Raw genomic sequence first — 19261 nt, forward strand, 5'->3', positions numbered from 1 at the left:
ACCCATAGACATAGCCGGTGCCCCGCCCATGGGGCTGGCGTTGGGTTCGAAAATCGCACTTCGCGCCGGCGCGCCCACTACTCGCGGAGTGTTCGCTAAGACACAGTCAGTACGCTGCTGCCATGCTGCAGTTAAAGGCCTGGATTTCGTCGGCAACGTCTTACATGCATGCAGCCTTCAGGCACACCTGCGCAGCATCACCGATCACGCCGCGCGCCGCGCGATTCGTGTCCTTCGTCCTTTGCGTAGCGTGCGTATTGCTCGTCACCTGCAGCCGCAGCAACGGCAGCGACGCGCCTGACGCCGCGTCCAAGGCTGCCGCGGCCACGGCGCCCGACTCCGCCGCGCTCGCGATGAAATGCGGCGCGCCGTCCGCGCCGTCGCCGGCCGCATCGGCCAACGGCGATCCGCTCGAAGCCGACACCCCCGGCGGCGACGGCACCCGCCTGTTCGCCGCCGGCAGCGCCTTCGACATCGCGTTCACGACCCGCGTGAACAACGAGGACACCGTTCGCTGGCAAGTGCTCGACAACTGGAACGTCGTGCGCGCGAGCGGGCAGTTCCCCGCCGCAGCCGGCGCGCAGACAGTGACGCTCAGCTGCACGTCGTCGCGCGCAGGCTACTTCGCCATTCAAGCCATGCTCGCCAAAGCAGGCGGCCAATTGCCCTCGCGCGGCACGCGTCCCGCCGGCATCGCGACGTTCGGCGTGCTGCCCCAACTCAGCGCGACCCTGCCCGCCGCGAGCTACGCGCATCAGGACCAGCACCGCTTCGGCGGCCAGGGCACCGCGTATCTCGCGCCGGGCCAGCACTGCTGCGACGGCGACGGCTACCGTCCGCTCTACACCGATCTCGGCCTCTCATGGGCGAACGACAACCGCAACTGGTATATGGAGGAGCCCAAAGGGCCGAACACGTTCGCGCCGTCGCGCGACACGCTTGCGCCGTACTTCAGGAAGGGCGACATCATGCGGCTGATCCAGCTCGACGGCATCCCGGCATGGGCCAGTCCGGACGGCAAGGAGACCCATAGCTACGCGCCCGTCTCGCTGGCCGCCTATCAGGACTACATGAGCCGCGTCGGCGCCGATTCCGCGCAGATCCGCGCGGCCTACTTCCCGAACCAGTCGAACAACTACTATCAGGTGACCTGGGAACCCGACTACGATGGCGGCCTGCCGTGGAAAGGCACGGACGCGAGCTTTGTCGACCTGTACCGCGCGACGTATCAAGGCATCCACGCGACCGACCCGAACGCCGTCGTGATGGGCACGGCCAACAACTCCGTGCGCACCAACATCCAATGGCTCGACCGGCTCGCGCCGCTTGGCATCGGACGCTACCTCGACGGCGTCGCGATTCACGGCTACTACGACATCGGCTCGTCGCCGTCGCATCCGCCCGAGCGGCTCGCCGGCGACAGCGACGCCGCCAAGGCCGCCGGCGCGCTGTCGGCTTCGATGCGCGAATTGAGGCAGCGCATGGTCAAGTACTTGAAGCCCGGCGCCAAGCTGTTCGCGACCGAGACGGGCATCAGCTACGACATCGATACTTCGTACGGCCCGAACTACCCGACGCAGAACGTGCTCTACGCGCAAGGCGCCGTGGTCGCGCGCACGCATCTGATCCTGCTCGGCGAAGGCGCGGACCTGACCTACGTCTTCTACATGGCCGATCCCCCCGACAAGCCGCCCGGCTACGGCGTCTTCTTCGATCTCGCCGATCCCCAGGGGGCGTATGGCCCGAGCCGCATCAGCCCGAAGCCCGCCGCGATGGAATTGGCCGCGATGACGCGCATCGTCGACGGCACCCTCACGCTCGGCTATTTGAACGACGTGCCGGGCGGCGTGTACGCGTACGCGTTCCAACGCCTGAACGGCGGCAAGATCGTGACTGCGCTTTGGACGCACGACAACGCGCATTGGAACGCCAAGGACGGCTTCAGCCCGGGCTACGACGTGACCTACCGCTTGCGCGTCGACGCGCCGCACACTCAAGGACAAGTCGCCGTGCTGGATGCCATGGGCAACGCCTGGACGCTGCCCTACAGCGACGGACAAGTCACCCTCACGCTGACCGAATCGCCGATCTACGTCGTCTCGGCGAACGCAGCGGCGATGCGCGCCCATGTCACGGCGCCGGCGGGCTACGCCGCACACTGACTGCGCGGCACGCGAACGCGGCACGCCGGAATCTGACTGCACAAAGCGATATTTCGGCGCTTGGCGCCAGTGCCGCTGCGCGATTCTTGCGTCTACGCCGCGCTAGACTCGCGACACGGCACGACGACAACTTTGGCGGAGACCCGATGCTTACCGAACTCGATTTCCTCGATGTGGTTCGCCTAACACCGCTCGTGTCGATCGATCTGATCGTCACCGACGTCCACGGGCGCATTCTGGTCGGACAGCGCCGCAACCGGCCGGCGCGCGGCACCTGGTTCGTGCCGGGCGGACGCGTGCAGAAAGACGAAACGCTCGATGCCGCGTTCACGCGCATCGTCGAGAGCGAGCTCGGCATCTCGGGCATGGAGCGGTCGGCCGCGCGCTTTTACGGCGTCTTCGAGCACCGCTACCCGGACGACAACTTCGCCGGCGAACCCGGTATCTCGACTCACTATGTGGTGCTCGCGTACGCGATGACGCTGACGGGCAGCGCGCCGATCGGCCGCTTCGACCAGCACAGCCGATATGCGTGGCTCACGCCGGATGAACTGCTCGCGAGCCGGGACGTGCACGAGAATACGAAGGCGTATTGCCGGTAGTGGGGCCCGACAGCGTTGCATGGGACCCGAGTAACTCGGGTCGACCGCGGTGCATGGGACCCGAGTAAGCGCTAAAGCGCTAACTCGGGTCGACAAAAAAACGCCCGCTATGTTGAGGCGGGCGAAAGGACCATTTAGAGCGCCACAGGGGTAGCGCCGATTTCATTGAAGGCGACGGTTCGTGTCGATTCAATGTGCGCGTGCGGAACTGCCGGATGCGGAAGGGATATTGTCGGAATTGGCGGCAAATTCGAACGACCCCCACGCTCACTATCGTTCGCTGTCGACCGGAGTTAGCGCTTTAGCGCTTACTCCGGTCCCATGCAAAGCTCCCCCCGAGGGGGCGGTTGCCTTCCTCTGGGCGGCCCAGCGGAAGGCAACGCCCCTCCGCCTCTCAAGCGGCCAGCGAAGAAAGCCCCGCGGGTGCGTCGACCGGCCCGAACTTCGTGCGCAGATAGTCTTCGAACGACGCCTTCAGCTCCGGATGCCGCAAGGCAAACTCGACCGTCGCCTTCAAGTAGCCCAGCTTGCTGCCGCAGTCGAACCGCTGCCCCTTGTAGCGAAACGCGAGCACCTGCTCGTCGCCGAGCAGCGACTGGATCGCGTCGGTCAGCTGTATCTCGCCGCCCAAGCCCGGCTTCACGCGCCGCAAGTGCGCGAAGATCCCCGGCATCAGCACATAGCGCCCCACCACGCCGAGATTCGACGGCGCCTCTTCCGGCGCCGGCTTTTCGACGACGCCATGCATCTTGATCACGCGATCGTCCCATGCGCGGCCGTCGACCACGCCGTACGAGCGCGATGCCTCGGGCCGGATCTGCTCCACGCCGACCACCGAGCAATGGTAATGATTGAACACCTGCACCATCTGCGTGAGCACGGGGGGCGTGCCGTCGAGCAGGTCGTCGGCGAGCATCACGGCGAACGGGTCGTCGCCGACGAGCTTCTCCGCGCACAGCACCGCATGCCCGAGCCCGAGCGGTTCGGGCTGCCGCACGTAGAAGCAGTCGACATGGCTCGGCTTGATCCCGCGCACGAGTTCGAGCAACTCGAGCTTGCCGCGCGCCTGCAGCTCCGCTTCGATCTCATAGGACTTGTCGAAGTGATCCTCGATCGCGCGCTTGCTGCGCCCCGTGACGAAGATCAGCTGCGTGATGCCCGCGGCCATCGCCTCTTCGACTGCGTACTGGATCAGCGGCTTGTCGACGACCGGCAGCATCTCCTTCGGACTCGCCTTCGTTGCAGGCAGAAAACGCGTGCCGAGACCCGCGACCGGGAACACCGCCTTGTTGAAGTTGAGCATGGCCCCCCCACTCGAACCATAAGAAACTTGTTGGGCCAGCGTATTCCCCAGGTACCGATGGCATCTGCCAACATCTCGCCCTTTTCAGACGGCACGCGCATGGCGCAAGGGGCGCCGCGTATGATGCGACGCATCAGGCATGCCTTTCCATCCTGTCTCCTCGCTGTACGCCGAAACGCTTTCGCAGACCACGAAGCGTCGATGCCTCATGCGCAAAGGACGCGGTCAGGATTCGATCGGCGCGCAGATGTTCGTCCGCTCAACGACATCGACAGAGCCGCGCACATGGCCAAACGCATCGCTATCCTGATCTTCGACGGGTTCTCGCTCGTCGAGGTCAGTTCGATCGCCGAGGTGTTCCGACTCGCCAACGAAATGGAGATCGAACGGGCGAGCGAAGCCGAACCGTATGTGCTGGTGGTGTTCTCGAGCGCGGGCGGCAGCGTCGCGAGCAGCTGCTCGATGCGGGTCTGGTCGGAGAACCTCGACGCGCCGCTGTTGACCGGGTTCGATGCGCTCTTCATCGCGGGCGGACCGGGCGCGCAGCACACGAAGGACGACGAGCACCTCGTGCGGCGCTTGCGCGCGATGCTGCAGAAGACTCGAGTCGTGAAGGCGATCGGCGAAGGCGCGGCGATTCTCGCCGCAGCCAATCTCGTGCATGAAAGGAGCGGTGTCGAGTTTCCGTCGGGCGCGACGTTCGCCGCGCGCGATTCGCACGCGCCGCCGCACGCGCTCACCGCCGTCGAACAGCCGGCCGCGCTCGACGATCCGCTCGGGCCGATCGCCGCCGCGCTGTCGGTGATCAAGCGCGACTACGGCTCGGCCGCGGCCCGCGAGATCTCCGAACGTTCGATGCCCGGCGCGTGGCGGCGCCTCGGCGCCGTGCTCGGCGATCTCGACGAAGGCGGCGCGCGAGAGAAGATCAATGCGGCCGCGCGCTGGATCCGCGAGAACTACGGGCGGCCGATATCGGTTGCGGAAGCGGCCCAGGTCGCCGCGATGAGCGAGCGCAGCTTTCTGCGCCGCTTCAAGTCGCAGATCGGGCTCACGCCGTCCGAATACCTGCTGCGCGCGCGGCTCGATGCGAGCTGCCTGCTGCTCGTCGCGACCGATCTGCCGGTCGACAAGATCGCGCGGCGCTGCGGGGTGGGAAGCGGGGACGGTCTCGCGAAGATCTTCCGAAAGCGCCTGTCGATTTCGCCGACCGAGTATCGGATCGCAGGCCGGCGCCGCTCAAACGACGGTTGAGCCCTTCTTGGCGCGCGACGTCAGCATCGCCGACACCGACGCCATCAAATCGCGCATCCATTCGACATCGCTCGGCCGGTCCGGCTGCGGATGCCACATCTGGTAGCACTTGATGCGCGGAAACGGGATCGGCGCGTTCACGACCGCAAGCGGCAGCATGGCCGCGTAGTGCGTGGCGAAGCGCCGCGTCGTCGTGAAGATCAGGTCCGATTGCAGCAGCACCTGGGGCACGAGGCCGAAGTAAGGCAGCGTGATCACGACGCGCCGCGCGATGGCCGCGCGCGCCAGGCCAATTTCGATCGCATTGCGCCGCGCGCCGCTATAGGGCGTCGGCGCGAGATGCGCGGCGGCGAGATAGGCGTCGCGCGTGAGCGGCTCGCGCGCGAGCGGATGGCCGGCGCGCATCATGCAGACGATCGTGTCGGCGAACAGGTCGCTTCGCACGAAGCGCGGATCGGGCTTCGGCCAGTTGCCGACGACGAGATCGAGCTCGCCCGCATCGAGGGCCGCTTCGTGATCGAGCGTCGGATTCAGCGAATCGATCTCGAGATGCGCGTTCGGCGCCGCGGTGCGGAACTGCGAGATCAGCGTCGGCATGAAGAAGTCGTTCAGGTAGTCGGGCGCGGCGATCCGGAACGTGCGGCGCGAACGCGATGGATCGAAATCGCCGTGCGGCGTCGCGACGAAGTCGACCTCGCGCAGCGCGCGCTGCGCCGCGCCGAGCAGCGACGCGCCGTATTCGGTCGGCACCATGCCGGATTTGCCGCGCACGAGGATCGGGTCGTTCAGCGTCTCGCGCAGCTTCCTGAGCGCGGTGCTGATCGCGGGCTGCGTCTGGTTCAGGCGCAACGCCGTCTGCGTCACGCTGCGCTCGATCAGGAGCGTGCGCAAGACACGCACGAGCCAGATATCGAGGGTGGCGGGGCGGTCGTCGTAGTCGTCCATGCGATGTCGAATTACCAAACGCCTAACGTTAGGCCCAATCGCCGTTGCCCGGCATAGCGGCGCCGGTATGGCCGGGATCAGTGCCTAAGGCACGACGCCGAGCGGCAGCTTGCTGATGCGCTTCACCTCTTTCGATTCGAGCCAGTTCGGCGTGCGCGCGCAGTAGAGCACCATCGGCAGCGCATCTTCGCCCCAGAACAACTGGTCGTTGAAGCGGAAGGTCGGGACACCGAAGATACCGATGCGAATCGCCTCTTCCCCATTGCGTTGCAATTGCGCCTTCGTTTCCTCGAGCGCGATCAAGCGCTCGCCATCCGGCACGCCCGCATAACGGCACAGGTCGGCAAAGCCCTCGTCCGTCGACGGGTCGCGCCCTTCGCGCCAGATGAAGCGAAAGATCGCGCGCGTGCACGCCACGTCGGCCCGCGCTGCCGTGGCCAGGAGCAGCGCTTTGGTCGAATCGAACGGATGCGCGGGCGGCATCTTGAACGGAATGCCGAGCTGCTCCGCGCGAAAGAGCGCATACCGGAACGTGAAGATGCGCCGTTGCGGCACTTCATAGCCCGGACGCTGCCCCCAATGGCGATAGAGTCCGTAGAGCGAGACCGGCATCAATTCGAACGGCACCTCGGGCCAGTTGTCGTGCTGCTCGAGCAGCAAGTACGAAAACGGCGAGATGAAGTCGTAGCACCATAGCGGTGGCGGTGCGGGGTCGCGGCTTTTTGTCATATTGCCTCCCGCTGGGCCGCCCCGAGCGGCAGCGAACGTGTCGATCCGGAGTAGCGCTTTAGCGCGTACTCCGGTCCCATGCAAAGCAAGTGAGCGTGGGGGTGGTTCATCTCGTCTCCCTGGTGCGATGTCAGGTGTGTCGGAGCGTGCCGGTTCATGCGTCGTGACGTTCGGGGGCGGCCGGCTCGCCGCCGGCCGGCGCCTCGGCGGCCTGCGCGCCGGCCTGGCCGCCTTTGCCACCGTCTCGATCGCCGCCTTGGCCGCGCTCGTCGCCCGTCTGTCCGTAGCCGGACGAGAGACGCCCGCGCACGAAGCCGATATGCTCGCGCAGCACATAGAACTGGTCCGCATAGGCGAGCGGCATCTTGAGCTCGTTGACCGACTCCTCGATCGCGTCGAGCTTTTCGATCAGCACGCTGCGCTCGGTCTCCGACGTCTCCGCGAGCGCGCCGCGCTCGATCGCGATCAGCGCGCCGTACCAGCGGTAGATCCGCGACTTCACGCGCCACGCGTACAGCGACGGCACGAGCCGCAGCCCCGGGATCAGCACGACGATGATCGGCACCAGCAGCACGATCAGCCGGTCGGCGAGGCTCGCGAGCCAGAACGGCAGCGTGCGGTACAGGAAGCTCTTGCCGGACTTGTAGTAGCGCGCGGCGTCATCGCCCAAGGGGAAGTCGTGCACGAGCGGCGCCGGGAACTCGCCCGCGTGCTGCAGCAGGTTCGCGCGGCCGTGCACTTCGCGCGCCGCCTCGATCAGAAGATCGGAAAGCGCCGGATGGAGGGAATCGCGCGCGATCAGGTCGGCGGTCGGCGCGACCGTATGAATCGTCGCCGGCGGCAGGTTCTTGCCGAGGTCGAACGCGCCCATCGGCAGGTCGATCTGCGTGAGGTACGGAAAGCGCCGCGCGTAGGCCTCCGCCTGCGTGAAGCTGTACTGGCGGATGCCGGGCGTACGGGACAGCGCCGCCATCACGGGCGGCTGCGCCGAATCGCCGGTGAGGAACGCGACATCGATGCTGCCCGAGGTCAGCGCCTTCGCGGCTGCCTCGCCCGTCAGCGGCAGCAGCTCGGTCGGCCCGCCGGGGTCGATGCCGTTCGCCTTCAAGAGCGTCAGCGCGAGCTGGCGCGTGCCGCTGCCTTCGGGACCGATCGCAATGCGCTTGCCGCGGAACTCGGAGAGCCGCGCTTCCGTCTGCCCGGTGTAGAAGATCACGAGCGGCACGTACGAGACGCTGCCGAGCGACATCAGGTCGCCGGTGTTGCCGTCGACGATGCCCTGCCCACCCGACGTCTTCAGGCCGCTCTGCACGAAGCCCACGTCGACGTTCGACTTGGGATCGGCCAGACGCTGCAGGTTCTGCAACGAACCCTCGGAAGGGAGCACGACGAGCGTGACGCCGTTGCGCGCGAGAATGGTCTTGTACTTTTGCGCCGCGTTCCAGAACGAGCTGCCGACCGGTCCGGCGGTGACGGTGAGCGTATTGGGCGGCGCGGGCTGGATCAGGCGGATCGCCACCCAGATGGCGAGCGCGCTGATGAGGAGTATCGGGCCGAACGAGACCGCCAGATCGCGCCATGAGATCGCGACGAAACGGGCGACGAGACGGGGTGCCGGTCGGCGGCGGCCGTTGGAAGGCTTCATCGGCAATTCTTGAGGCGGTGCGTACTAGGGAAAGGCGTGCCTGGGCATTCGTGCTGTGCGGGGCCGCGACCGCCCGGATGCATCGGCATGCGGGCGCGGCGATTCCGCGCGCGCTTGGCGCCGATGGTACATGAGATTTGTGGGATAACGGCGCGCGGCAGAATGGCAAGGCGCGCAAACAGGCAATAAAAATTGGCAGCGCGTGTTGCAAGAAGCCCGCACCCGCCTCTGCCGCCGCTGGTAAACCCTTTCGCTTGCCCGCGACCTGCACTCAATCGTGCGTCGCTGCCGCTTGGGCGGGAGGCGTGGCTCGCCTACGCGAGCCGCGCCTCTGCGGACGACAACGGCAAGCCGCCGCCCTGCACCCCCTGCTGCGCCCTCACTTGCAACAGCTGCGCGCTGACCGCCACCGCAATCGAAGCCGGCGCCTTGTCGACGATCCCCGCCACGCCGATCGGGCACGTCATCTCGGCGAGCCGTTCCGGCTCGACGCCGCGCTCGATCAAGCGCCGCTCGAATTTCACGCGCTTGGTCCTCGAGCCGATCATCCCGAAGTAGGTGAAATCGCGCCGCCGCATGATGCGCGCGGCGAGCGAAAAGTCGAGCGCGTGATTGTGCGTCATGACGAGGAAGTAGGCGCCGGGCGGCACCGTATCGACGATCGCGTCGGGCGTGTCGGTGGCCTCGATCTGCACGTTCGCGGGCACCTCGTCGGGGAACAGCTCGTCGCGCTCGTCGACCCACTGCACCACGCACGGCAGGCGGCCCAGGAGCGCGATCAGCGCGTGCCCCACATGCCCCGCGCCGAACAGCACGACGTGCATCGGCCCGCGCCGCGGCTCGGCGGCGCCGCGGCGCCCGATGCGCACGCCGGAACCGCCGGGCAGCACGGTCGTCACGACCGTTCCCCTTGTGCCGCACGCGCGTTCTTCACCGCCTTAACGGCCTTCAAAATTTCCTCGGCCGTCGCCGGAGCGTTCATCGGCGGATTCACCTCGTAGTCACCGACGCTCGCCACCGCATCGCGGATCGCGAAGAACACCGAGAACGGCAGCAACAGAGGCGGCTCGCCGACTGCCTTCGAACGGTGGATGCTGTCCTCGGCGTTGCGGTTCTTGAACAGGTTCACGCGGAAGTCCGGCGGCGTGTCGTTGACCGTCGGGATCTTGTAAGTGGACGGCGCGTGCGTCATCAGTTTGCCGCCCGGGTTCCACCACAGCTCCTCGGTCGTGAGCCAGCCCATCCCCTGGATGAAGCCGCCTTCCACCTGCCCGATATCGAGCTGCGGATTCAGCGACGCGCCCACGTCGTGCAGCGCGTCGGCGCGCAGCACGCGCATTTCGCCGGTGAGCGTATCGATCACGACCTCCGACACCGCCGCGCCGTACGAGTAGTAGAAGAACGGCCGGCCCTGCAGCGTCTTCTGGTCCCAGTAGAGCTTCGGCGTCGCATAGAAGCCGTCGGACCACAGCTGCACGCGCGCGACGTAGGCGTTCTTGATGATCTCTTCGAATGGCACCGCGACTTCGCCGACCACGACGCAATCGTCGGCGAAGCGCACGTCGTTCGCGCTCACCGCGCCCGCGCCGTACTTCATCGCCGCGAACGCCGCCAGACGCTCGCGCAATTGGCCGGCCGCATCCTGCGCGGCCTTGCCGTTGAGGTCGGAGCCGGTCGAAGCAGCCGTCGCCGACGTGTTCGCGACCTTGCTCGTATCGGTCGCCGTCACGCGCACGCGGGAGAAGCTGATGCCCAGTTCGTGCGCGACGACTTGCGCGACCTTCGTATTGAGGCCCTGCCCCATTTCCGTGCCGCCGTGGTTCACGAGCACCGAGCCGTCGGTGTAGATGTGAACGAGCGCGCCGGCCTGGTTGAAGTGCGTGACGTTGAACGCGATGCCGAACTTCACGGGCGTGATCGCGATGCCCTTCTTGAGCACCGTGTTCTTCGCGTTGAACGCGCGCACCGCCGCGCGGCGGCTGCGGTAGCCGCTCGTCGCTTCGAGCTCGTCGAGCAATTCGTGGATCACGTTGTCTTCGACGGTCTGGCCGTACGGCGTCAGATTGCGCTCGGTCTTGCCGTAGAGGTTCTTGCGGCGCACGTCGAGCGGATCGAGCTTCAGCGAGCGCGCGACGTCGTCGATGATGTACTCGATCGCGAACGCGCCTTGCGGGCCGCCGAAGCCGCGGAACGCGGTGTTCGACTGCGTGTTGGTCTTGCCGCAATAGCCCTCGATCGCGATGTCCGGGAAGTAGTACGCGTTGTCGAAGTGGCAGACGGCGCGCGTCATCACCGGGCCGGAGAGGTCCGCCGAGAAGCCGCAGCGCGAGGTCATGTCGACCGAGACGCCGTCGATCACGCCGTCGTCGCCGTAGCCGACTTCATACGTGTAATGGAAATCGTGGCGCTTGCCGGTGACCATCATGTCGTCGTCGCGGTCCGGACGCAGCTTCACCGGGCACAGCAGCTTCCACGCGGCCACCGCCGCGCAGCACGCGAACAGCGCCGACTGAGATTCTTTCCCGCCGAAGCCGCCGCCCATGCGCCGGCATTCGATGAGCACGTTGTGCGACGCCACGCCGAGCGCGTGCGCGACGTGGTGCTGCATTTCGCTCGGGTGCTGCGTCGAGCAAAAGACATGCATGCCTTCGTCGTCCTTCGGCACCGCGTACGAGATCTGGCCTTCGAGATAGAACTGCTCCTGGCCGCCGAGCGTCATCTCGCCGGCTTCGCGACGCGAAGCGTGGGCGATCTTCGCGGCGGCCGCGCCGCGCGCGAGCTTCATCGGCGGCAGCACGTACTGCTCGGCCGCGCGCGCCTCTTGCGCAGTCAGGATTGCGGGCAGCTCTTCGTATTCGATCTGCGCGCGGCGGGCGGCCAGGCGCGCGATGTCGTGCGACGTCGCGACGACGATGAACATCGGCTGGCCGACGTACTGCACGACGCCTTCGGCGAGAATCGGATCGTCGTGGATGATCGGGCCGCACTGGTTATGGCCAGGAATGTCGTCGGCGGTGAAGACGGCGACGACGCCGGGCGTCGCGCGCACCGCGTCGAACGACATCGACACGATCTTCGCGTGCGCCTTCGTCGAGAGGCCGAGCGCGGCGTGCAGCGTGCCGGCGACGAGCGGGATGTCGTCGGTGTAGGTGGCGCGGCCGCTCACGTGCAGGTGTGCGGATTCGTGCGGGCGCGAGACGTGGACTTGCTTGAAGTCGTCGAGTTCGCGAAGTTCTTTCAGGAACGGTTCGGCTTGCTGGTTCATTCGGTTGTCTCCGGTTCCTCGTTGCTTTAGACGCTGGCGGGCTCGGCCACGACTGCGCGCACGCTGAGGGCTTCCGCCGTCAGCGGATCGTTCGGGCGCGTTTCGAGCCAGAAGCGGTACAGCACGTTCTGCGCCGTCTCCAGGCGATAGACGTGGGTCGCGCGCATGTCGGTGAGCGGCGCGTAGTCCTGCGCGAGCGCCTGCATCGCCGCCTGCGCGGTGGCCTCGTGCCAGTCGGCGCCGTTCAGCACGCCTTCGGCGTTCGCCGCGCGCTTGGGCGTCGCGGCCATCCCGCCGAACGCGATGCGCGGCTCGCGGATCGCGTCGCCGTCGGCGATGAACGCGAACGCCGCGCATACGGCCGAGATGTCCGAATCGAAGCGCTTCGAGAGCTTGTACGTGCGGAACTGCAGGTTCCTGCGTGCGCCGGTGCGCGTCGGCACCTTCAGGCCGACGACGAACTCGTGCTCGGCCATGTCCTTCTTCTGATACGCGAGGTAGAGGTCTTCGAGCGGCATCTCGCGCTCGATCTCGCCGCCGCGCACGATCACGCGCGCACCGAGCGCGATCAGGCCGGGCATCGAATCGCCGATCGGCGAACCGTTCGCGACGTTGCCGCCGAGCGTGCCCGCGTTGCGGATCGGCAGCGACGCGAAGCGCTTCCACATCTCATCGAGTTCCGGATAGTGCTTGGCGAGCTCGGCGTATGCGCGCTCGACCGTCACGCCCGCGCCGATCTCGATCCAATCGGCCGAGGTCTCGATCTTCTGCAGCGCTTCGACCTGGCCCACATAGACGATATCGCCGAGCTGGCGCATTTGCTTCGTCACCCACAGGCCGATATCGGTGCTGCCCGCGAGAATCCGCGTGGCGGGCTTGGCTTCCTTGATGCGCGCGAGCTCGGCCACGGTGCGCGGCGCGTCGAACGCCTGGCCCGCGTGCTCGTAATGGAACGTCTCGCCGCGCTGCAAACCGGCGAGCTTTTGCGCGAGTGCGTTGATGTCGACCGGCGCCTTCGGACGCGCGTCGAACATCCGCACTGCCGCGTCGACGATCGGACGGTAGCCCGTGCAGCGGCACAGGTTGCCGGTCAGCGCATCGTTGATTTCCTGGCGCGACGGGACCGTCTTCCCCGCGCAGCTCGTCTCGCAGGTTTCATGGCCGTGCTTCTCGTAGAGCGACCACATCGACATCACGAAGCCCGGCGTGCAGAAGCCGCACTGCGAACCGTGGCATTCGACCATCGCTTCCTGCACCGGGTGCAGCGAGCCGTCCGGCTGGCGCAGGTCTTCGACGGTGAAGAGCGCACGGCCGTCGAGCGTCGGCAGGAACTGGATGCATGCGTTGACCGCCTTGAAGCTCACGCCGCCCGCCTCGTCGCGCTCGCCGACGACGACCGTGCACGCGCCGCAGTCGCCTTCCGCGCAGCCTTCCTTGGTGCCGGTGCAATGCGCGTCTTCGCGCAGGTATTGCAGGACGGTGCGGGTGACGGGCGCGTCGCTGACTTCGCGGATCGCGTTGCGATGGTAGAAGCGGATTGGCTGGCTCATGTCTCGTATCTCGTTTTCGTGTGTTCAGTTGGGGGCTGATGCACGGCGTTGCAGTAACGGTTCGAACGCTATCACCGACAAGTGGCATAACCCATAGGCACTGACACATGCAGGACATATTCTTGAATCCATATGTCGCTCACTTTCGAAAAGATTACGTCAGACCCAAAATCGGCTGACTAGCGACGATTTCATTGTTTCTACGTGGATTGTGCCATCCACCCCATCGCTATCGCCCGCTCGCAGCGATCGCCAATGCCGATCTCAGCATCTGTCCCTGTCTGGGTTGCTTCCGGCACCGTTTTTTATGTACTAAAAGGATAATTTTTTGATTCACGCGCAAATCGGTTCCATGGGAGAATTGCGACTTCTTGCAATTTTCAAGTCTCGTTTTCCCCTATGTCCACCGATTCCACCGCGTCTCGCAACGACTTCGCGACGACCCTGAAGATCATTCCGGTCGTTTTCTTCACGTTTCTTTGCTATCTGACGATCGGCGCGCCGCTCGCCGTGCTCCCCGGCTTCGTGCACACGGATCTCGGCTTCAGCGCGGTGCTCGCGGGCGCGGCGATCAGCGTGCAGTACTTGGCGACGCTCGCCTCGCGGCCGCTCGCGGGCCGCTCGGCCGACACGCTCGGCCCGAAGCGGACGGTGTCGATCGGCTTGATCGGCTGCGGCGCGAGCGGCGTGCTGTTGCTGCTCGCGGTGCTGTGCAAGGACTGGCCGCTCGTGAGCCTCGCAATTCTGGTGCTGAGCCGGCTCGTGCTCGGCTTCGGCGAAAGCCTGTGCGGCACAGGGGCGATCCTGTGGGGAATCGGGCGCGTGGGCACCTCGCACAACGCCAAGGTGATTTCGTGGAACGGCATCGCCACCTATGGCGCGCTCGCGATCGGCGCGCCGCTCGGCGTCTGGCTCTCGCACGCGCTGGGGCCCGTGGCGCTCGGCGTCTTCATCATCGGTCTTGCGGCCATCGGTTATTACCTTGCGCAGTCGATCGCGCCGGTGCCGGTCGTCCACGGCGAGCGCATGTCGTATGCGAGCGTGTTCACCCGCGTGCTGCCGCACGGCATCGGGCTCGCGCTCGGCTCGGCCGGCTTCGGCTCGATCGCGACATTCATCACGCTGTTCTATGCGGCTCGGCATTGGCCGAACGCGGCGCTGTCGCTGACGGTGTTCGGCACGCTCTTTGTCGGCGCGCGCCTCCTGTTCGCGAATACGATCAAGACGTATGGCGGCTTCCGAGTGGCGATCGTGTCGTTCTGCTTCGAATGCGCGGGCCTCTTGATGCTGTGGCTCGCACCCGTGCCCCACGTCGCGCTTGCGGGCGCCGCGCTGACCGGCTTCGGCTTCGCGCTGGTGTTCCCGGCTCTCGGCGTCGAGGCAGTCGGCCTCGTGCCGCCGGCAAGCCGCGGCGCGGCGTTGTCGGCGTACTCGGTGTTTCTCGACCTGTCGCTCGGGATCACCGGGCCGCTCGCGGGCTATGTCGCCGGCGAGTTCGGATATGAGTCGGTGTTCCTGTTCGCGGCCATTGCGGCGGCGGCGGCCGTGGTGCTGTCGACGAGCCTCTATCTGCGCAACGCGCGGGTGCCGAATGCACCTGCGGCGCTGTGAGGAAGCGAAGGAAGGCTCGCCGCCGTTACTAAAGCGCCAATGGAATCTTTCGGGCCTTTTGCCGGCGTGAAGAGGCGCTAAGCCGCCGCGACGCCGGATTACCCGGCGCCATAGTGCACCGCGAGCCAGATGGTCGGCATGTCGTCATCGGTCCATTCGACCCGGTGGCGGCAATTCGCGGGGATATCGACAAAATCGCCGGCACGCAGTACGCGCTCTTTCGGCTCCCCCTCCAGCAACAAGCCAGCCGCCCCCGCGAGCACCACGACCCACTCGCCCCCCGGCTGGCAATACCAGAATCCCGGCGGACTGCCCTGGCCCCCCGAAACGATGCGCTCGATACGCACGCCGGGCCGGCTGAGCAATTCATCGAACGTTTCTGCGGCCGCCAGGTCGGCGGCCGGCGGAAGCCCGATGAACAGGTTGGTGAGCATCGTCGAATCCCCCCTTCGGTTGTCGCGTCCGGCGGCCCCGGGCACGCGCCTACCCCGCCCCTCGCCCATTCCCCGCCAGCGACCGTTCCAGCGCCGCCACGCCCGCCGGCAGGTCGACCCGCACGCCGAGATCGACCATCGTGCGTCCGAACGCGTGCAGCGTCCTGAACAGGTTGTGCTCGCGGCACTGCTCGCCCATCTGCCCGATACGGACGATCGGCAAGCCAAACGAGCCGGAGATCTCGACCTGATGCTGGCGCGAGATATGTCCGCAGATATCCGCCGGGCTCAAGCCTTTCGGCACTTCGATGCCGACCACCGAATTCAAGCGGCACGGCTCGGGCGCATACAGCGCTAGGCCGAGCGCCGAAATCCCGGCCTGCAGCGCGAGCGAGCATTTCAAGTGCCGTGCGAAGCGCTTCTCGAGCGTCTCGGCGCAGACGAGGCGCAATGCCTCGTGCAGCGCCAGCACGCCCGACACCGGCGCCGTGTAGTGATAGCCCGCGTTGTGCCAGAAGTTCTCGGCGAGCGAGGCATCGAGGCACCAGTGCGTGTTCGCATGGTCGCGGCCCTTCACGCGCTCCCACGCGGCGTCGGAAAAGGCGATCAGCGACACGCCCGGAATCGACGACAAGCCCTTCTGCCCGCCGGTGATCACGGCATCGATGCCCCAGGCGTCCATTTCGAGCGGCATCGTCGACAGCGTGCACACCGCATCGACGACCACCAGCGCACCCGCCGCCTTCGCCAGCGCGGCAAGGTCCTTGAGCTGATGATTCCAAACGGTGTTCGACGTTTCGCCTTGCACGATCGTCACGACATCGGGCCGCTCGCGGCGCAATGCCGCCGCCACGTCTTCCAGGCGCGCGACCGAGCGGTCCGGCACGTCGAGCGTCGCGACGTGCGCGCCGGTGCGGCGGGCCATCTCCGCCATCCGTTCGCTGAAGAACCCGTTCTTGATCGACAGCACGCGCGTGCCGGGCCAGGCGAGATTCGAAATCGCCATCTCCATCGCGGCCGAGCCGGGGCCGGCGACGCCCAGCACCCACTTCGAGCGGGTCTGGAACACATAGCGCGCCATCTCCTTCACTTGGCCGATCACCTTGACCATCGTCGCGCCCAGATGGTTGATGACGATCGCGTTCGCCTTGGCGACGGCGGCGGGAATCGGCACCGGGCCGGCGCCCATCATCAACAACGGTTCTTCGGGGAGGATCTCGTCGAGCGAGACGACATCAGGGCAATCAATGGGAGTGGACGGCGTAGACATGATCGATGTAGAAGGTTGAGCGGATTCCGGTCTTACGGTTCGAGACGCCGTGCGCGACCGGATGAGTCAAGCGTCCGAAGAAAAACGCACACAGCGGGTTTTCGATCATTCCCCCTTCTGTGCGATTGCGCAAGTCAATTGCCCGCTCATTGGCCCAATCGTGCCGTGCGCGCCTTCGAGCGCGCCGTCGCCGCCGAGCTTGCGCCGGCCGCGGCCGGCATCGGCAAAGAATCGGGGGTCGCCGGTAAATCCCAGCGCGAAATTGAATACGGCAAAAGCGCTATTTTTCAGATCGGGATTAATGCGGACGCCGCTTTTCCGACGCACCCGTGCGACAATCGACGCGCCGCAAACGCCGCCAAGCTGAATGGGGCCGACCTTGAACGAACCAATTAGATAACCGTGCGCGAGACTGGCACACAACGCAAATTCGGGCCGCTCGCTTAGCCATTCGTCGATCATTTTCAGGCGCTCTCCGCGACTCGATTAATTCGAAGCAGGCGTCCGCCAAATTAACTAAACAGTCACATATTGGGACCGGCTAGTTTGAAAGCGGACGGACAATCAACGAAAGCAAATTCACGATTGAGTTTAATATCGCCCATCGCGCCAAAGAGACCGCAAAGCGGCACTGCGCAACCGTCAGCCGCGTTAAGCGGCCAGGCGTACACATCAGTACACCGCTCATTCATCCCATCTTGTAGATTTCAGTCGAGTTAAACACCAGCCCCAGTATTCCTCAGACTTTTATACCAGGCAGGGGGGATAATACCTATTCTGATTTTAAGCCAGTGTCAACGTGATTTTTTACAGTAATTGATCATTGACGAAATGTCGAATTGATGCAGAAATACAGCGTTTTCTACAACTATTACATTATGCGATCCGGCCAATCAAATAGCCAGACTATTTCGTTAATACCATGAATCAAATTCAAGCCATGCGGGTCTTTGTCGGCGTTGCCGAAACGAGGAGTTTTCGCCGTGCCGCACGTCAATTCGAAGTCTCGAATGCGTTTGTTACGCGCTGCATTGCCATGCTCGAATCGCATTTAAATACGCGGCTTATCAATCGGACTACCCGTAATCTTTCGCTGACCGATGCGGGACTCCGCTACCTGGAGGGCTGCCGCTCGATGCTCGAGGAACTCGACCAGCTCGACGCCACGGTGGCGAGTGCCGAGCACGGCCCGAGCGGGACGTTGCGAGTCGCGGTATCCGCGGCGCTGTCGCCGTTGCGGGTGACGCCGCTCATCGACGGCTTTCGCCGGCGCTATCCGTCGGTCAAGATCCGCCTGACGCTCGCCGAGCACCAGGCCGACCTCGCGAGCGACAACTACGACGTCGCCATCGTGACCGCCTTCCGAGCGCAAAACGCCGCGCTCGTCGAGCACCCGCTCGGCGTTCATGCGCTCGTCCCCTGCGCGTCGCCGGACTATCTCGCGCAGCACGGCGAGCCGCACGCGCCGTGCGAGCTGCCCGGGCACGCGTTCGTCTCGCTGCCGGCCGGCCAGCACGAGCCGGCCTGGCGCCTGATGGACCGCAACTCGCGCGTGCACGAGGTCAGCCTGCCGCCCGTCTATACCGTCAACAGCGTGCCGATGGTGCGTCTTGCCGCGCTCGCCGGCATGGGCATCGCGATCCTGCCGCTGCCGTTTGTCGCGGACGACCTTGCGGTCGGTGAGCTCAAGCGCATCATGGAGGACTACGTGATCGACGCCCCTGACGCAAAGGTGTCGATCGTCTACCCCGAGCGCCAATTCCTGCCCGCGAAAACACGCAGCTTCATCGACCACACGCTCGAGCATTTCGACAGCGGCGAGCCGGTCGACCGAGGCCACGCGAGCACAAGACGGATTCCGGCGACGCTTCATGAATTGCACGGCGTGCCGTCATGACGGCGGCCGCCTCCGATAACGGGAGGCACACCGTGCGTGCGGTTCTGTTCAGCAGCCGCGTCAGGCGCCGCACAAGCTGATCAACAGCTCCGCTTCGCGCTCCGCCACTTCGACGGGAAAAGTCTCGGCGCCGGCGTACGCCAGGTAGCGCGCGCGGTGCTGTCCGTTGCGAAACCCAACCACGCCTTCGTGCTCGATGCCGAGCCAGCCCATGAGACTGCGCTTCTTGCGCTGAGTGATCGTCACGTAGGGCATCTCGGGAATCCGCGCGTTGTCCGGATCGAGAAATTCGCGGATGCCCCTGATCTTGCCGGCATGCCAATCGTCGACGGATTTCAGAACGTAGTCTGTATCGTCGCGGTTCGCGCATTGCAGCAGCTTGTGCGCGTCGACCATCACGACCTGGTGGCGCGTGCCGTCGTCCACGAACACGCGCTTCAAGCGGACGTGGTCATAGTGCGAATGGCGGGGCAACGGAACGATCCAGACGGGATCGGCATCCGCGGCGACTTCGCGATGGGACTCGGGGGATAACATAGACGGGCACTCAAAAAGCCGTGCGCAACGCACCAAAAAGCAGCGCTCGCTTAAAAATGG

General features: G+C 65.7%; 16 protein-coding genes. 6 read left to right on the top strand and 10 right to left on the bottom strand.

Going from position 1 to position 19261, the window contains the following annotated elements; all coding sequences use genetic code 11:
• Positions 1-164 precede the first annotated feature (164 nt).
• Together J3489_RS14250 and J3489_RS14255 are read left to right on the top strand one after the other, a co-directional pair.
• The gene (locus J3489_RS14250) at positions 165-2162 is read left to right on the top strand and encodes a hypothetical protein (RefSeq protein ID WP_374193454.1); all 1998 of its coding nucleotides are present in this window, start codon (positions 165-167) and stop codon (positions 2160-2162) included.
• Positions 2163-2308: 146 nt separating this feature from the next.
• On the top strand, positions 2309-2764 hold the full coding sequence (locus tag J3489_RS14255; protein ID WP_206999047.1) for a GDP-mannose mannosyl hydrolase: 456 nt from the start codon (positions 2309-2311) through the stop codon (positions 2762-2764).
• Between the two features lie 394 nt (positions 2765-3158).
• Here J3489_RS14255 and galU read toward each other — a convergent pair whose 3' ends face one another.
• Positions 3159-4067 carry a UTP--glucose-1-phosphate uridylyltransferase GalU gene (gene galU, locus J3489_RS14260; protein WP_206999049.1) on the bottom strand — a complete coding sequence of 303 codons (909 nt, stop codon included), beginning with the start codon at positions 4065-4067 and terminating at the stop codon, positions 3159-3161.
• 285 nt (positions 4068-4352) lie between these two features.
• Here galU and J3489_RS14265 point away from each other — a divergent pair, with 285 nt between their 5' ends.
• Entirely contained in the window at positions 4353-5318 is a 966-nt protein-coding gene (locus tag J3489_RS14265) for a GlxA family transcriptional regulator (RefSeq protein WP_242540023.1), read from the top strand.
• On the opposite strand, the gene J3489_RS14270 is transcribed toward J3489_RS14265, so the two are convergent.
• The 6 genes from J3489_RS14270 to xdhA all read right to left on the bottom strand — a co-directional run bounded on the left by J3489_RS14270 (position 5304) and on the right by xdhA (position 13452).
• Positions 5304-6263, bottom strand: a complete 960-nt coding sequence (locus J3489_RS14270) for a LysR family transcriptional regulator (RefSeq protein ID WP_206999053.1) — start codon at positions 6261-6263, stop codon at positions 5304-5306. The genes J3489_RS14265 and J3489_RS14270 overlap by 15 nt on opposite strands.
• Positions 6264-6347: 84 nt before the next feature.
• On the bottom strand, positions 6348-6992 hold the full coding sequence (locus J3489_RS14275) for a DsbA family protein (RefSeq protein WP_206999054.1): 645 nt from the start codon (positions 6990-6992) through the stop codon (positions 6348-6350).
• A 154-nt stretch (positions 6993-7146) separates the two neighbouring features.
• Positions 7147-8637 (bottom strand): TAXI family TRAP transporter solute-binding subunit, encoded by a 1491-nt coding sequence (locus tag J3489_RS14280; protein ID WP_206999056.1) that lies wholly within the window; start codon positions 8635-8637, stop codon positions 7147-7149.
• 314 nt (positions 8638-8951) lie between these two features.
• The gene (xdhC, locus tag J3489_RS14285) at positions 8952-9536 is read right to left on the bottom strand and encodes a xanthine dehydrogenase accessory protein XdhC (RefSeq protein WP_206999058.1); all 585 of its coding nucleotides are present in this window, start codon (positions 9534-9536) and stop codon (positions 8952-8954) included.
• A complete protein-coding gene (gene xdhB, locus J3489_RS14290; RefSeq protein ID WP_206999060.1) occupies positions 9533-11902 on the bottom strand; it encodes a xanthine dehydrogenase molybdopterin binding subunit in 2370 nt (789 codons plus the stop codon). The genes xdhC and xdhB overlap by 4 nt, the downstream gene beginning before the upstream one ends.
• Positions 11903-11928: 26 nt before the next feature.
• Positions 11929-13452 carry a xanthine dehydrogenase small subunit gene (xdhA, locus tag J3489_RS14295; protein WP_206999062.1) on the bottom strand — a complete coding sequence of 508 codons (1524 nt, stop codon included), beginning with the start codon at positions 13450-13452 and terminating at the stop codon, positions 11929-11931.
• A 399-nt stretch (positions 13453-13851) separates the two neighbouring features.
• Here xdhA and J3489_RS14300 point away from each other — a divergent pair, with 399 nt between their 5' ends.
• The gene (locus J3489_RS14300; protein WP_206999064.1) at positions 13852-15063 is read left to right on the top strand and encodes an MFS transporter; all 1212 of its coding nucleotides are present in this window, start codon (positions 13852-13854) and stop codon (positions 15061-15063) included.
• A 98-nt stretch (positions 15064-15161) separates the two neighbouring features.
• Here J3489_RS14300 and J3489_RS14305 read toward each other — a convergent pair whose 3' ends face one another.
• Both J3489_RS14305 and J3489_RS14310 read right to left on the bottom strand, forming a co-directional pair.
• On the bottom strand, positions 15162-15497 hold the full coding sequence (locus J3489_RS14305; RefSeq protein WP_206999066.1) for a cupin domain-containing protein: 336 nt from the start codon (positions 15495-15497) through the stop codon (positions 15162-15164).
• Between the two features lie 49 nt (positions 15498-15546).
• Entirely contained in the window at positions 15547-16767 is a 1221-nt protein-coding gene (locus J3489_RS14310) for a pyridoxal-phosphate-dependent aminotransferase family protein (RefSeq protein WP_242540024.1), read from the bottom strand.
• Positions 16768-16932: 165 nt separating this feature from the next.
• On the opposite strand from J3489_RS14310, the gene J3489_RS14315 reads away from it, so the two are divergent.
• Positions 16933-17163, top strand: a complete 231-nt coding sequence (locus J3489_RS14315; RefSeq protein ID WP_206999068.1) for a hypothetical protein — start codon at positions 16933-16935, stop codon at positions 17161-17163.
• A gap of 526 nt (positions 17164-17689) precedes the next feature.
• Positions 17690-18664: a LysR family transcriptional regulator gene (locus tag J3489_RS14320; protein WP_206999070.1), complete on the top strand. Its 975-nt coding sequence runs from the start codon at positions 17690-17692 to the stop codon at positions 18662-18664.
• A 60-nt stretch (positions 18665-18724) separates the two neighbouring features.
• On the opposite strand, the gene J3489_RS14325 is transcribed toward J3489_RS14320, so the two are convergent.
• Positions 18725-19201, bottom strand: a complete 477-nt coding sequence (locus J3489_RS14325; RefSeq protein ID WP_206999071.1) for a plasmid fertility inhibition factor family protein — start codon at positions 19199-19201, stop codon at positions 18725-18727.
• Between the last annotated feature and the right edge of the window lie 60 nt (positions 19202-19261).

Source organism: Trinickia mobilis (assembly GCF_017315705.1).
GTDB lineage: Bacteria > Pseudomonadota > Gammaproteobacteria > Burkholderiales > Burkholderiaceae > Trinickia_A > Trinickia_A mobilis.

Bases quoted from the DNA above. Each gene is read 5' to 3' on its own strand.
- J3489_RS14265 (WP_242540023.1), top strand. From the start codon at position 4,353: ATGGCCAAACGCATCGCTATCCTGATCTTCGACGGGTTCTCGCTCGTC.
- xdhA (WP_206999062.1), bottom strand. From the start codon at position 13,452: ATGAGCCAGCCAATCCGCTTCTACCATCGCAACGCGATCCGCGAAGTC.
- J3489_RS14250 (WP_374193454.1), top strand. From the start codon at position 165: ATGCATGCAGCCTTCAGGCACACCTGCGCAGCATCACCGATCACGCCG.
- J3489_RS14280 (WP_206999056.1), bottom strand. From the start codon at position 8,637: ATGAAGCCTTCCAACGGCCGCCGCCGACCGGCACCCCGTCTCGTCGCC.
- J3489_RS14305 (WP_206999066.1), bottom strand. From the start codon at position 15,497: ATGCTCACCAACCTGTTCATCGGGCTTCCGCCGGCCGCCGACCTGGCG.
- J3489_RS14310 (WP_242540024.1), bottom strand. From the start codon at position 16,767: ATGTCTACGCCGTCCACTCCCATTGATTGCCCTGATGTCGTCTCGCTC.
- J3489_RS14275 (WP_206999054.1), bottom strand. From the start codon at position 6,992: ATGACAAAAAGCCGCGACCCCGCACCGCCACCGCTATGGTGCTACGAC.
- J3489_RS14300 (WP_206999064.1), top strand. From the start codon at position 13,852: ATGTCCACCGATTCCACCGCGTCTCGCAACGACTTCGCGACGACCCTG.
- J3489_RS14325 (WP_206999071.1), bottom strand. From the start codon at position 19,201: ATGTTATCCCCCGAGTCCCATCGCGAAGTCGCCGCGGATGCCGATCCC.
- J3489_RS14270 (WP_206999053.1), bottom strand. From the start codon at position 6,263: ATGGACGACTACGACGACCGCCCCGCCACCCTCGATATCTGGCTCGTG.
- J3489_RS14255 (WP_206999047.1), top strand. From the start codon at position 2,309: ATGCTTACCGAACTCGATTTCCTCGATGTGGTTCGCCTAACACCGCTC.
- galU (WP_206999049.1), bottom strand. From the start codon at position 4,067: ATGCTCAACTTCAACAAGGCGGTGTTCCCGGTCGCGGGTCTCGGCACG.
- xdhB (WP_206999060.1), bottom strand. From the start codon at position 11,902: ATGAACCAGCAAGCCGAACCGTTCCTGAAAGAACTTCGCGAACTCGAC.
- J3489_RS14320 (WP_206999070.1), top strand. From the start codon at position 17,690: ATGAATCAAATTCAAGCCATGCGGGTCTTTGTCGGCGTTGCCGAAACG.